Source organism: Streptomyces sp. NPDC055243, assembly GCF_044544025.1.
GTDB lineage: Bacteria > Actinomycetota > Actinomycetes > Streptomycetales > Streptomycetaceae > Streptomyces.
The window spans coordinates 371416-385343 of record NZ_JBITWR010000004.1; the positions used below are offsets into that span (position 1 = coordinate 371416).

A 13928-nucleotide genomic window follows, 5' to 3' on the forward strand; every position below is an offset into this window, starting at 1 on the left:
GACCCCAATCGCCCAGCGGGACGATTGCCCACAGCAGCAGCGTCAACAGCGGGCTCTTCCACCGGCTCCGCTTCGGGGGCGGCAGCGGCGGGCTCCTCCGCCGGTTCTGCCTCAGGGGTGGGGATGGTCGCGGTGGGTTCCACTGCGGTGGGGGCGACGGCTACCGGGGTGTCGTCCGGGGCTTCCTGCTGCGGCTCGGCCTCTGCTGCCGGGGTGGGCTCTGCGGGGGCCTCCTGTTGTGGGCATTCGTCCCGCTGGGCGGGACGGGTGGGCACAACTGACGGTTCCGATGCAGCAGCGTCAGCCACAGCCTCCGGCTCCGGGGCGTCAGCCACAGCCTCCGGCTCCGGGGCGACAGCCTCCGGTTCCGGCTCCGGCTCCGGGGCAACAGTCTCCGCCTCCGGAACCGCCGGCTTCGGCTCATCGGCCACAGCCTCCGGCTCAGGAACCGCAGGCTCCGCTTCAAGCGCCGCAGGCGTCGGCTCCGGGGACGGAGAAGGCACCGTCACCCGGTCGCGGTCGAACGCCGCGGCGACGAGATCGTCCACCGCCGAAGGCGAAGGCTCGCTGCTGGGCGACGGCACCGTTGCCTTCGGTTCCGCCGCCGCAGGCGACCGCTCGGAGGATGGCGCCGGCACCGACGCGGAGGAGGGGGCGGCAGCCGCAGGGGCCTCCGGGGCCTCCGAAGCCTCCGAGGTCACTGCCTCAGGCTCCGGAGCCCGCTCCTGGTTCCCCTTACGTGACGACAGTCCGAACGCGTTCCGCAGGACACTCAGAATGCCCATGGGTGCACCCCTTCGCGTGAGTTGATTCCCGATAACCCCTGGCCAGGGCGGACACGTAAGGTTAGCCGCCGCAATACGCGATCTTCGTGAGGGTCGTCCCACCGCCCCTCCACCGTCACCCTTACCGCGCACACGCACGACAACCGCACCTCAACTGCCCTATGTGCGCCCCCGGTTCACCTCCCGTTCACCCTCAGGCCGTCGCCCTGCCGACCTCCGCGCCTAGCGTCACGGCGGTATCAAGCCACGCCAGGACAGACGCCCGGACACACGCCAGGCGCACGCCGGGCACACGTGGCACACGCCCACACACCGGAGGAACCGTGCGCAAGCTGCTGCCGATCATCACCTCGCACCAGGGGAGCGGCGGCCGTTCCGCCATGACCTGCCGGTTCCGTTGTGGTGATGCCTGCTTCCACGAGGTGCCCAACACCAGCGACAACGAATACGTCGGTGACGTCATAGCCGGAGCGCTCAGCCGCCGCTCCATGATGCGCGCCGCCGCGGTCGTGACCGTGGCGACCGCCGCGGGCGGCGCCGTCGTCGCGGGTCCCGCCGCCCCGGAGGCACAAGCCGCCGCCGCGGCCGGGAAACCCTCGTCGCACAAGAGCAAAAAGGGGGCGCGCGGTCTCCGCTTCACGCCCGTCGCGCCCAACACCACCGACGCCGTCACGATCCCGGACGGCTACGCCCAGAACGTCGTCATCCGCTGGGGCGAGCCCATCCTCCGCGGCGCCCCCGCCTTCGACCCGGACAAGCAGACCGCGAAGGCGCAGGCGGGCCAGTTCGGCTACAACAACGACTTCCTGAGCCTCCTGCCGCTGCACCGCGAGCGCGGGCGCCAGGTCCTCGTGGCCAATCACGAGTACACCGACGAGATCCTGATGTTCAAGGGATACGACGCCGCCAACCCCACCCGCGAGCAGGTCGAGATCGCCTGGGCCGCCCACGGCCTCTCCGTCGTGGTCGTCGAGGACGAGCGCAGGAGCGGCAAGCTGACCGCCGTCAGCCGCCACCAGCTCAACCGCCGCCTCACCGCCACCAGCGAGTTCCGGCTCACCGGCCCCGCCGCGGGCAGCGCGTACGTCCGTACGAAGGCCGACCCGCGCGGCACCACCGTCCTCGGCACCCTCAACAACTGCGCCGGCGGCACCACCCCGTGGGGCACGACCCTGCACGGCGAGGAGAACTTCAACCAGTACTTCGCCAACGCGGAGAAGGTCACCGAGCCCACCGCCGCCGCGCGCCTCAAGCGCTACGGCGTCATCGGCGCCGCGTCCGAGCGCAAGTGGGAGCGGTTCGACGACCGCTTCGACCTCGCCAAGGAGCCCAACGAGGCCAACCGCTTCGGCTGGGTCGTCGAACTCGACCCGTACGACCCCGAATCCACCCCGCGTAAGCGCACCGCGCTCGGCCGCTTCAAGCACGAGGCCGCGCAGCCGCGCCTCACGCACGACGGCCGCCCGGTGGTCTACATGGGCGACGACGAGAAGTTCGACTACTTCTACAAGTTCGTCAGCAGCAAGCGCGTCGCCAAGGGCAGCTCCCGCGCCGCGCACCAGCACAACCTCACGCTGCTCGACGAGGGCACCCTCTACGTCGCCAAGCTGACGGGCGACTCCCCGGCCGCCGAGATCGACGGCACCGGCAAGCTCCCCGCCGACGGCGAGTTCGACGGCAGCGGCGTCTGGATTCCCCTCGCCACCGCGGGCCCCAAGGGCCACGCCGTCTCGCACGTCGACGGCATGAGTGCCGAAGAGGTGTACGTCTTCACGCGCCAGGCCGGTGACAAGGTCGGCGCCACGAAGATGGACCGCCCCGAGGACATCGAGCCGTCCCCGCACACCGGCAAGGTCTACGTCGCGCTGACGAACAACTCCGACCGCGGCAAGGCGGGCAAGGCCGGTGCCGACGAGGCCAACCCGCGCAACCTCAACAAGCACGGGCAGATCCTGGAGCTGACCGAGCGCCGCAACCGCCCGGAGTCGACGACCTTCGCCTGGTCGCTCTTCCTCGTCGCGGGCGACCCCGAGGACCCGGCCACGTACTTCGCGGGCTTCCCGAAGGACAAGGTCAGCCCGATCTCCTGCCCGGACAACGTCGCCTTCGACCCGCACGGCAACCTGTGGATCTCGACGGACGGCAACCAACTGGGCTCGCACGACGGCCTGTTCGGCGTCGCGACCAAGGGCGACCGGCGCGGTGAGCTCAAGCAGTTCCTGACCATGCCGAAGGGCGCGGAGACCTGCGGCCCGCTGGTCCAGGACCGCCGCGTGATCGTCTCCGTGCAGCACCCGGGCGAGATCGACGGCGCGTCCGTCGAGAAGCCCGCGAGCGTGTGGCCCGACGGCCCCGGCAAGATCGTCCGTCCGTCGGTCGTGTCCGTGTGGCGCAAGGACGGCTGCGACATCGGCGTCTGAGCGGTAGAGCGGTAGAGCGGTAGATACGTAAGCGGTACGACGCGTGGGGCACCCCCGGGGGAGGGGGCGCCCCACGCGTCGTTACTTCCGCCTCCGTGAGGTCAGTTGTTCTGCTTGCGGCGGTAGAGCGCGAAGCCGAGACCCGCCGCGCCGAGCGCCGCCATGCCGCCGCCGGCCGCGATCAGCGGGGTGCTCTCGCCCGCGGGGGACATGCCGTCGGCGCCCGCCTTGACGCCGCCCTTCGGCACGGCCTGGGAAGTGCCGTTCTTCGGCTGCGTGTGCGTCTGGGTGTGCGTCTGCGGGTCCGGCTTCGGCTGGGGCCGCGTCTTCTTGCCCTCGGTCCAGCCCTTCATGGTGCCGTCCGGGTCGAGCACGAAATGCGCGCCGTTGTGCCGGCCGTACGCGGGCTTGCTGCCGGACTGCTTGATCGTGTCCCAGACGACCTTCTTGCCGGTGTCGGGAGCCTTGGCGATCATGTCCGCCTCGTACCCGGCCTTGGTCCTGTAGACCTTCGCGTCGAAGCCGGTGCCGCCGAGGTCCGCGTACTGGTGGACCAGGGTGCGCTTGTGGTCGGGCGTCGGCTTGGGCTCCGGCTTCGGCGGGGCCGGCTTGGCGCCCGTCCTGGTGATGGTGCCGTCGGCGGAGAGCGTGAAGGTGCTGCCGTCGATCTTGGTGCTCGCCGGCTTGACGTACGCCTCCAGGGAGCCCTTGGCGGCGCCGTCGTGCGAGATGGCGGCCTTGGCGGTGCGGGCGGAGGCGTTCACGTCGACCTTCGCGGACCAGCCCTTGCCGAGGTCGGTGGTGCCCTTGGAGACCCAGCCGCCGGGGACGGGCTTGTCCTTGTCTTTCTCCTTGTCCTTGTCCTTGTCCACGAGCTTGGCGGTGACCGTGCCGTCGGGCGTCAGGGTGAAGGTGCTGCCGTCGATGGTGGTGCTCGCGGACTTCTCGTACGCGGTGAGCGAGCCCTTGGCGGCGCCGTCGAGGGAGATGGTGGCCCTGGCGGTGCGGGCGGAGGCGTTCACGTCAACCTTCGCGGACCAGCCCTTGCCGAGGTCCGTGGTGCCCTTCGACTCCCAGCTGCCGGGCTTCGGCGTCTCCGTGTCGTCCGTCCCCTTGTCCGTGTCCTTGGACTTGTCCTGACCCGTCTGATCCTGGCCGGTCTGGTCCTGGCCCGTCTGGTCCTGGCCCTGATCCGAGGTGCCGGGCTGGTCGTCGGGGGCGGTGACCTGGCCCTGCGGGTTCGACGGGGCTTCGGCGGCGAAGGCCGCCGTCGTCGGGACGGCGAGAGCGGCGATCGCTCCGGTGGCGATGGCGGCGGTGCGGAAGGTACGGCGGGTGGCGCGCATAGCGGATCCCTCGTGGCTGGTCGGTCGAACTGTCCGTCTTTGTGCCTCTTTGCGGCGGCGACAGACATGAAGCTACGGGCGCCGTGTGTGCGTCATCCGTAGAGAACGTAACAACCGGCCGCATACGCTGACGCGGAACCGTAAAGCGGGCAAAAGTGCAGGTCAGGGGTGGTGAGGCCAAAGGTCACCGGTTGGTGGGGACCTAGGTCACGCGGCCCTGGGTCACGCCGCCGTCGCCCGCCCCGCGAGCCACTCCCCGTAAGCGGGCGCCTGCCGCGCCGCCTCCCAGTACGCGGCCTCCAGCTCCCCGTACACCGCGTCGAGCTCCCCCTCCGTACGCGCCGCCACGAGCAGCCGCACGCCGAGCGGGTCGCCGTGCAGCGGCCGGACCGCCATGTCGGGTCTCGCGCGCGAGGTCGGCTGGCAGACGGTGACGACCTCGCCGGTGGCGACGAGGGAGGACGCGGTGAGGTAGTCGCCGTGCAGGACACGGGGGTTGAGCCCGGCCGCGCGCAGCACTCGAAGCAGTCCGTCCCACTCGCCGTCCACCGTCGGGTCCACCATCCACCGGTCGGCGGCCAGATCGGTGAGGTGGACGACGGGCTGCGCGGCGGCCGGGTGGTCGGCCGACAGGAAGACGAACTGCGGCTCGCGCTCGACCAGTACGCGCCGCCGAAGACCCTCCGGCATCCGCAGCGGGCTCCCCTCCACCTCGTGCACGAAGGCCACGTCGAGCTGCCCGCCCGCGACCATGCGCAGCAGCGCGTTGGCGGAGACGTCCATCTGGAGCGAGGTCTCGGTGCCGGGCAGGCGCAGCCGCAGCCTCCGCAGCCAGCCCGGTATGGCACGGCTCGCCGTGGAGCCGATGCGCAGCTGCGGCACATCGGAGGTGCGGGCGGCCGCCGCCTTGGTCTCGTTGATCAGCGCCCGCATCTCGCTGACGAGGGGGCGGGCGCGGCTGAGGGCGACGCGGCCGAGCGGCGTCGGGCGGCAGCCGGTGCGTTCGCGGTGGAAGAGCTGGCCGCCGATCTCCAGCTCGATGCGGCGTAGCTGCGTCGTCAACGAGGGCTGGCTCATGCCGAGTTGGCGCGCGGCCTTGTGCAGGCTGCCGGTGTCGGCGATGGCGCACAGCGCGCGGAGGTGCCTCACCTCGAGCTCCATGGCTGTGAGCGTAGAGCGGCGGGCGTCGCCGCACCAGACTCACAAACCCCACGGGAACCGGCCGAGTTGGGCACCGGGCGGAGATGGCCGAAGGGTCACCGAACGGCCGACGGAAGATCGGCGGAAGCTCGGGGGACGGCAGGCGATAGCCCGGCACTATCGCCACTTGCCATCATCCCCGGACGCCCCCGGCTCCCTGAGACTCCCGGTACCGAACCGTTCACCTTTCACAGAACGAGTAGGGAGCCCCCCACATGAACAAGCGTTACCTGTCGGTCGCGGCCGTCATCGGCCTTGCTGCCGCTGGTCTCGGCACCTCATCCGCGACGGCCGCGACCCCCACCGCGCCGTCCGCCGGCTCCGCGTACGCCAACTACGCGGGTTCCGGCGAGGAAGCCGCCGCCAACAAGGCGTTCTTCGAGGCCGTCCTGAAGTCGGTCGCCGAGAAGCGCGCGGCCAACCCGGGCGCGAAGCAGGTCACGGTGGTGTACGACGCCTCCGGTGCCCCGACCTTCGCGCAGCAGATAGCCAGCAGTACCTCCATCTGGAACAGCGCGGTGTCCAATGTGAAGCTCCAGGAGGGGAGTGGCGGTGCGAGCTTCGAGTACCGCGAGGGGAACGACCCGCGTGGCTCGTACGCCAGCACGGACGGCCACGGCAGCGGGTACATCTTCCTGGACTACGCGCAGAACCAGCAGTACGACTCGACGCGTGTGACGGCGCACGAGACGGGTCACGTCCTGGGCCTTCCCGACCACTACGAAGGCCCGTGCAGCGAGCTGATGTCGGGCGGCGGACCGGGCACTTCGTGCACCAACGCGCAGCCGGACGCGAACGAGCGAGCCCAGGTGAACCAGCTGTGGGCCAACGGTCTCGCGAAGGCGCTGGACAAGCTGGACAGAATGGAGAAGGTCGGCTGAGTCCCGGCCGGACCTCACCGCTGTGCCCGTCGGCGCGCTCGACGCCGACGGGCACAGCGGCGTTCAGGAGCCGGAGACCTGCTCGACCTGCTCGGCCTGCTCGGCCTACGCGTCCTTCTCGCTCGTGTAGTAGCGGTAGAACATCACCGCGAACACCCCGGCCGTGACGGCGAGGGCCATGCCCGTGGACCGCAGGACCGTCGCGTCGGTCAGGCTGTACAGATAGCCGAACGCGATGCCCGCGAAGCCCGCCCACGCCGCCGCGCGCAGTTCGCGCGGCAGTCCGGGCGCCGCCCTGCGCAGCCCCATGAAGACCGCGGCGATGACGACCCCGGCCACGACGCCCAGCAGGACGTTGCCGGTGGTGATGGGCCCCGCGTCGCGCGCGATGCCCGCCACCCAGATGCCGTAGACGATGCCGAGCAGTACGGCTGCCGTCGCGATCCTGCTGACGGCGGAGCCGCCGAGCACGCGGGGTGCCGTTGAGGTGGGTGCCGCATGAGCCATGACGGTTCCTCCAAACCCGTTCGCCCCCGGGCCGGCGCCGCGCGCCGCCCCACATCCAGGGCACACCCGCCCGCGCCGCCCGGCAACTCGGCGGCATCAGTGGTAGCGGTTGTAGCCGCCATCGCACGTGTCCCAGCACGGCTTGTACTCCTGGCACGGGTCCGCGGATGCGCAGCTCGGCACGTGCTGTCCGCCGACGTCGACGTACTCGGCGCTCGCCCAGCCCTGCACCCCGCCCAGCCAGTACCAGGACGTGTTGCCGTAGACGCTCGAACCGTGCGTCACGCACTCGACGCGGTCCTGGCTCTCCGCGGGCAGCTTCGCGACGATCGAGGCGCCGGTGGACGGCATGTCGCGGATCTTCAGGTCGACGGGGGCCACGATCGTCCCCCAGACAATATTGCGGTTGTGCGCGGGTGGCGCCGCGGCGGATGCTGGTGCAGCACCTCCGAGGGACAGCGCGCCCGCGGTCAGGAACGCGGTGGCGAGAGTTGCCAGAGCGGCCGGAGTGGTTCTCAGGGCCGGAGTGGTCCGCATGATCGACCTCCTCTTACCCCCCGGTTTCCCCATCCCGCCCCTCTTCTCCCACCTCCAGCAAACACCCGTTCGGACCAAGGCTCCACCGGACGATGAGTTTGCGCCTCCGCGACGGTCTGCCCTCGTAACGGACGACCACTGAAGTGGAGAGGGCGTACGACATGAACAGCGTGGCCATCGAGACCGCGGGCCTGGTGAAGACCTTCGGCGACAACCGTGCCGTCGACGGCGTGGACCTCACCATCCCGTCCGGCACGGTCTACGGCCTGCTCGGCCCGAACGGCGCCGGCAAGACCACCACCGTGAAGATGCTCGCCACCCTGCTGCGCCCGGACGGCGGCGACGCCCACGTCTTCGGCCACGACGTCGTGCGCGAGGCCGACGCCGTACGCAGCAGGGTCAGCCTCACCGGGCAGTACGCGTCGGTCGACGAGGACCTGACGGGCACCGAGAACCTGGTGCTCCTGGCCCGCCTCACCGGTCACGGCAAGAAGGCGGCGTACAGCAGGGCGGGACAGCTCCTGGAGGCCTTCGGCCTGAGCGACGCGGCCGGCCGCCAGGTCAAGAACTACTCCGGAGGCATGCGCCGCCGCATCGACATCGCGGCGTCCATCCTCAACACCCCCGACCTGCTCTTCCTCGACGAGCCGACCACGGGGCTCGACCCGCGCAGCCGCAACCAGGTCTGGGACATCGTCCGCGCGGTCGTCGCGCACGGCACGACGGTCCTGCTGACCACGCAGTATCTGGACGAGGCCGACCACCTCGCGTCCCGCATCGCCGTCATCGACGACGGCAGGGTCATCGCCGAGGGCACCAAGGGCGAGCTGAAGGCGTCGGTCGGCGCGGGCTCCGTGCACGTACGGCTGCGGGACGCGGACCAGCGGGCCCAGGCCGCCGACGTGCTGCGGATCGCGGTCGGCGCGGAGGTCCAGCTGGAGCCCGACCCGGTCGCGCTCACCGCCTGCGTCGGCAACGGCGAGGCGAACGGCACGGGCGCCGCCGAGAAGGCCTCGCGCGCCCTGGCCGAACTGGCCCGCGCCGGGATCACCGTGGACAACTTCTCCCTCGGCCAGCCCAGCCTGGACGAGGTGTTCCTGGCCCTGACGGGCACCCCCCATCACGCGACGGACATGGCGGAGAAAGAGGCAGAGGCATGAGCACCGCGACCACCACATCCGAGGCCCAGGACCTGGCGCCCGTAAGCACCGAGTCCCTGGCCGAACTGCTCATCGCCGGTGAACGGCCGCAGCGCCCCAGCGCGATCTCCGCGTCGCTCACCTTCGGCTGGCGGGCCATGCTCAAGATCAAGCACGTCCCGGAGCAGCTCTTCGACGTGACGGCGTTCCCGATCATGATGGTGCTGATGTACACGTACCTCTTCGGGGGCGCGCTCGCCGGATCGCCGAGCGAGTACATCCAGTACCTGCTGCCGGGCATCCTCGTGATGTCCGTCGTCATGATCACGATGTACACGGGAGTCTCGGTCAACGTCGACATCGAGAAGGGCGTCTTCGACCGCTTCCGTACGCTGCCGATCTGGCGCCCCGCGGTGATGGTCGGCTACCTCCTGGGCGACGCCCTGCGCTACCTCATCGCCTCCGTCGTCATGCTGGCCGTCGGCATGATCATCGGCTTCCGCCCGGACGGCGGCGCCCTCGGCGTCCTCGCCGGAGTGCTCCTGCTCCTGGTCTTCTCGTTCGCCTTCTCGTGGGTGTGGACGATGTTCGGTCTGCTGCTGCGCACCGAGAAGTCGGTGATGGGCGTCAGCATGATGGTGCTCTTCCCGCTGACGTTCCTCAGCGACATCTTCGTGAAGCCCGAGACGATGCCGGGCTGGCTCCAGGCCTTCGTGAACAACAACCCGGTCACCCATGTCGCCTCCGCGGTCCGCGACCTGATGGCGGGCACGTCGCCGGGCTCGTCGCTGATGTGGTCGCTGGGCTGGGCGGTGCTGCTCGTGGCGGTCTTCGGCCCGGTGACGATGCGGCTCTACAACCGCAAGTAGGAGGACTCCCCCGCCCCATATGCAGCCATATGCAGTCGCCCCGGTCGCGCCCCGCGTGACCGGGGCTTTGCGTGGGGGACGTGCTCAGACGCCCGCTGTCCGCCGCCCTGCTGGTCATCGCCGTCCTCCTCGTGCCGCTCGGCGCGCTCTCCACCTGGGCGAAGTACGAGATCGAGGACGCCGACCAGTACGTCGCCACGATGGCACCGCTCGCCTCCGACCCCGACGTGCGGGACGCGGTGTCCGGTGCGGTCACCGACTCGGTGATGAAGGAGATCGACGTGGGCCCGCTCCAGGGCACCGTCGAATCGTTCGTACGGGACGCGGTGAAGTCCTTCACCGAGACGAAGGCGTTCAAGGCGGCCTGGAACGCGGCGAACCGTGCCGCGCACGACGCGGTGCAGGACGCGCTGAGCGACCGGTCGGACGGCGGCGCCGTCACCATCGACCTCGCGCCGATCACCGAGCAGGTCAAGAGGCAACTGACGGACGACGGCGTGCCGTTCGCGGACAACATCCCCGTCAGGCACACCGAGGTGACGCTCATGGAGTCGTCGGACCTCGGCCCCTTCGGGAAGGGATTCCACATGCTCCAGGTGGCGGGCCTCTGGCTCCCGTGCGCGGCGGTCGTGCTGGCCGTGGCAGGCATCCTCCTGGCGGTGCACCGCCGCCGAGCGGTCGTCCGCACGGCTCTGGGCGCGGCCCTCGCGGGGGCGGTCCTCGCGGCGGCGGTCGTCGTGGGCCGGGGCCTGACCCTGGACGACCTCCCGAAGGACGTGTCGAGGGCGGCGGCAGGCGCGGTCTACGACGCGCTGACGTCGTCGCTGAGCGTGGCGGCGTGGGTGATTCTGGGCGTGGGTCTCGCGGTCGCGCTCGCCGCGTGGCTGCTGCGGCGCCGCGGATCACCGGCTCCGCCGGGCAGTGGCGGGTCCGGGGCCGGGTCCGGACCCGGCGAAATGCAACCCTCCTCCGCCCCTCGCCGTCTCTAGGGGAGGATTCGCGCAGGACCCCAGACGGAGAGGCCGGCCTTGGACAGCGCAACGGCAGCGAGGACGGCACCCCAGGAGGACTGGCCCGAGCCGCAGGCGAAGAGGCGCCCCCGGCAACGCCCCTCCGCCTGGCTGGCGGCCCTCCTCCTGGCCGGGGTGAGCACCCTCCTGGGCTTCCGCGTCGCCGACTCCGACGGCGTCACCCCCGTACCGCAGCTCCTCGCGTTCCTCCCGCTCCTCCTCGCCCCGACCATCGCCGGACTCCTGCTCGCGGCACTCGCCCGCTGGCGCGTCGGCCTCGTCTGGGGCGTCCTCGCGCTCGGCGGCGTGGCCTGGTTCCTGGAGCCGTACGGCAAGGCCGACGACCCGAAGGGACCGGCGGTCGCCGACGTCCGCGTCATGGCGTCGAACGTGGAGTTCGGCCAGGGAACCCAGGGCCTGGTCAAGGCGGTCCGCAAGGAGAAACCCGACCTCCTCTTCGTCCCGGAGTGCGACTACATCTGCTCGGACACCCTGCGCGACGAACTCCCCCGCGCCGACTACCCCTACCGCTCCGCGAGCGAGGCGGGCGGCGCCGAAGGCTCGGTGATCGTCAGCAAGCTGCCGCTGAAGAGGGCGAGCGGCCTCGCGGGCACGCTGGGCATGCCCGGCGCCGTCGCCGAGCTGAAGGACGGCCACCAGGTCCGCGTCCAGCTGGCCCACCCCATGCCCCCGCTGCCCAAGCAGCTCGGCACCTGGCGCACCGAACTCGCCGAACTCCGCGACTACGCCGCCGAGGGCAGGCACGGCAACCGCTCCACCATCATCGCGGGCGACTTCAACGCCACCCAGGACCACGCGGCCTTCCGCGACATCCTCGACACCGGCGGCGTACGCGACGCGGCCCGCCTGGCCGGCTCCGCACGCACCCCCAGCTGGCCCGCCGGCCTGATCTCGCCGCTGGGCACGCAGATCGACCACGTCCTCGCCACCCCGGACTTCTCGGCCCGTGACGCCCGCTTCCTGGAGATCGGCGACACGGACCACCGGGCCCTGGTGGTGGACCTGACGCTGCACAGGCCGAGCCGCTAGAACGCAGGTCAGGGCGGGCACAACGACACCAGGAGTGGCAATGGGGACGGACATAATGGCCGCATGCGCCGCCGTGAGTCACCTGCACCACCGGGCCCTCTGAGCGCCCTCGCCCCACCTCCCTGGCTGGTCAGGACGCTCAAGCCGCAGTCGGCGCCGATCCCTTGGGCCGCCGTGGCGCGCGCGTCCATCGGCATGACGCTGCCGCTCCTCATCGGCCTCGCGGCGGGGCAGCCCGCGTACGGCGCGCTCGCCTCGATGGGCGCCCTCTCCGGAGTCATCGGCGACACGGCCGACGCGTACCGCATGCGGATCTTCAACATCGCGATCCCGCAGCTCTTCGGGGCGATCGGCGTCACCGTCGGCTCGCTCGTCTTCGGGCACGGCTGGGTCGCGGTCGGCGTGGTCACGCTGGTCGCGCTCGTCTCCGGGATGATGTCGACGATCGGCGCGGTGGCGTCCGTGTCGGGCCTGCTCCTGCTGCTCAACTCGGTGGTGGGCGCGGGCCTTCCGATGCCGGGGGAATGGTGGCTGGCTCCCGTCCTGATGACGGGCGGCGGCCTCCTGGTCCTCACCCTCGGTCTTCTCGCCTGGCCCCTGCGGTCGGGCATCCCGGAACGGGCCGCCGTCGCGGCGACCTACCGCAGCGTGGCGGCGCTGCTCGAAGCGGCGGGCACCGAGCGGTACGACGAGGCGCGCACGGCCGTCACCGCGTCCCTGAACCAGTCGTACGACCTCGTCCTCGCCCGCCGCACCCGCGCGCACGGCCGCAACCCCGATCTGGTGCGCCTGATCGCCCAGTTGAACGCGATCACGCCGGTCGTCGAGGCCGCGCCCGCCGCGCACCAGTGCGGGGTCCCGATGCCGCCGGAGTTCCCGGCGGAGGTGCGGCGCCTGGCGGAAACGGTGGCGGGCCGCGCCCCGGCCCCGATCCGCGACCCCCTCCTCCCGCCTCCCCCGGACCCTTCGGCGGACGCGGTGGCCCACGCGCTACGGCACGTGACGGAACTCCTCAACGACCCCGACCCGCACGGCATCGTGAACGTGGACGACCGCCTGGGCCGCCCGGCGGCGCTGCGGGTCCGGGCCCGCAGAGCGGCCCGCAACGTGATCCTGTCGAGCGCGTCCTGGCGCTACGGCCTGCGCCTGGCGCTCTGCATCGGCATCGCGCAGTCCCTGGTGTCGCTGATCGAGGTGCCGCGCTCGTACTGGGTGGCGCTGACGGTCACGTTCGTCCTGAAGCCGGACTTCGGCTCGGTGTTCTCACGGGCGGTGCTGCGGGCTCTGGGGACGGCGGCGGGCCTGGTGGTGGCGGCAGCGGTCCTCTCGCAGGTGCCGAGGGGCTGGTGGGACGTACCGGTGATGCTGGCGCTGGCATCCTTGATCCCGGCCCTCACCCCGAGGGGCTACGGCTACCAGACGGCCGCGATCACCCCGGTCATCCTGCTCCTGTCGGACGTCCTGAACCACCAGGGCTTCGGTCTCGTGGTGCCCCGCCTGGTGGACAGCCTGATCGGCTGCGCGATCGCGCTGGTGGCGGGCTACTTGCTGTGGCCGGAGAGCTGGCACACGCGGATCGGCGACCGGCTGGCGGACGCGGTGGGGGACACGGCGTCGTACGTCGAGAGTGCGTTCGGCACGGCGGTGGGCGCGGCGGAGAGGGCGCGGATGCGGCGGGGCCTGTACCGCGACCTCTCCGTCATCCGCACGGAGTTCCAGCGCGCCCTGACGGAACCGCCCCCGATGGGGGCGAGGGCGGCGGCCTGGTGGCCCCTGGTGATCGCGGTGGAACGCATCGTGGACGCGACGACGGCGGCGCGGGTGCGGATACGCCACGGCGCGGGCGAACCGAGCCTGACGGAGGTGGGCGAGGTGGCCCGCCAACTCCGCGAGCTGGCAGAGGGCTTGAGGGACTCGGAAACCCTGGAGGAGGTCCCGGCGACGTTCACGGGCCCTCAGGAGAGCGTTCTGGAACCCTTGCGCCAGGAGGTGGTGGCGGCGAGAGCAATCGCCTCGCCACGAAGCTGAGCTGGGGGCTCCGCCCCCAGACCCCGAAAAGATGGCCGGGCTGGAGTATCCAGCCCGGCCGGAATCTTCCAGCCCGTCCGGCGTTTGAGGACGAACTCGGCGGAGCCGGTGATTGCGGCGCCCAAGGCCCCCGCGCCGAGCGGGTTTGTGGGAAGG

Annotated in this window: 11 protein-coding genes; 7 read left to right on the plus strand and 4 right to left on the minus strand. The window is 71.3% G+C overall.

Annotated elements, in window-relative coordinates:
- Positions 1-1108 precede the first annotated feature (1108 nt).
- Positions 1109-3205, plus strand: coding sequence for a PhoX family protein (locus tag ACIGXX_RS14550; RefSeq protein WP_351167151.1), 2097 nt, complete (start codon positions 1109-1111; stop codon positions 3203-3205).
- A 101-nt stretch (positions 3206-3306) separates the two neighbouring features.
- On the opposite strand, the gene ACIGXX_RS14555 is transcribed toward ACIGXX_RS14550, so the two are convergent.
- Entirely contained in the window at positions 3307-4551 is a 1245-nt protein-coding gene (locus ACIGXX_RS14555; protein WP_399975682.1) for a hypothetical protein, read from the minus strand.
- Positions 4552-4773: 222 nt separating this feature from the next.
- Entirely contained in the window at positions 4774-5712 is a 939-nt protein-coding gene (locus ACIGXX_RS14560) for a LysR family transcriptional regulator (protein WP_351167147.1), read from the minus strand.
- 254 nt (positions 5713-5966) lie between these two features.
- On the opposite strand from ACIGXX_RS14560, the gene snpA reads away from it, so the two are divergent.
- Positions 5967-6632 carry a snapalysin gene (gene snpA / locus ACIGXX_RS14565; protein ID WP_351167145.1) on the plus strand — a complete coding sequence of 222 codons (666 nt, stop codon included), beginning with the start codon at positions 5967-5969 and terminating at the stop codon, positions 6630-6632.
- A 105-nt stretch (positions 6633-6737) separates the two neighbouring features.
- On the opposite strand, the gene ACIGXX_RS14570 is transcribed toward snpA, so the two are convergent.
- Positions 6738-7139, minus strand: a complete 402-nt coding sequence (locus ACIGXX_RS14570; RefSeq protein WP_351167143.1) for a hypothetical protein — start codon at positions 7137-7139, stop codon at positions 6738-6740.
- A gap of 96 nt (positions 7140-7235) precedes the next feature.
- Entirely contained in the window at positions 7236-7676 is a 441-nt protein-coding gene (locus tag ACIGXX_RS14575) for an SH3 domain-containing protein (protein ID WP_361466478.1), read from the minus strand.
- Between the two features lie 161 nt (positions 7677-7837).
- Here ACIGXX_RS14575 and ACIGXX_RS14580 point away from each other — a divergent pair, with 161 nt between their 5' ends.
- The 5 genes from ACIGXX_RS14580 (at position 7838) to ACIGXX_RS14600 (ending at position 13772) form a co-directional block, all read left to right on the plus strand.
- Entirely contained in the window at positions 7838-8836 is a 999-nt protein-coding gene (locus tag ACIGXX_RS14580; RefSeq protein WP_351167139.1) for an ATP-binding cassette domain-containing protein, read from the plus strand.
- Complete coding sequence (locus ACIGXX_RS14585; protein WP_351167137.1) at positions 8833-9684, plus strand: ABC transporter permease; 852 nt, start codon at positions 8833-8835, stop codon at positions 9682-9684. Before ACIGXX_RS14580 ends, ACIGXX_RS14585 begins: the two co-directional genes overlap by 4 nt.
- Positions 9685-9764: 80 nt before the next feature.
- Positions 9765-10673, plus strand: coding sequence for a hypothetical protein (locus ACIGXX_RS14590; RefSeq protein ID WP_351167135.1), 909 nt, complete (start codon positions 9765-9767; stop codon positions 10671-10673).
- A gap of 39 nt (positions 10674-10712) precedes the next feature.
- Positions 10713-11744 carry an endonuclease/exonuclease/phosphatase family protein gene (locus tag ACIGXX_RS14595; protein ID WP_366461585.1) on the plus strand — a complete coding sequence of 344 codons (1032 nt, stop codon included), beginning with the start codon at positions 10713-10715 and terminating at the stop codon, positions 11742-11744.
- 63 nt (positions 11745-11807) lie between these two features.
- Positions 11808-13772 carry an FUSC family protein gene (locus tag ACIGXX_RS14600; RefSeq protein ID WP_351167131.1) on the plus strand — a complete coding sequence of 655 codons (1965 nt, stop codon included), beginning with the start codon at positions 11808-11810 and terminating at the stop codon, positions 13770-13772.
- Positions 13773-13928 lie beyond the last annotated feature (156 nt).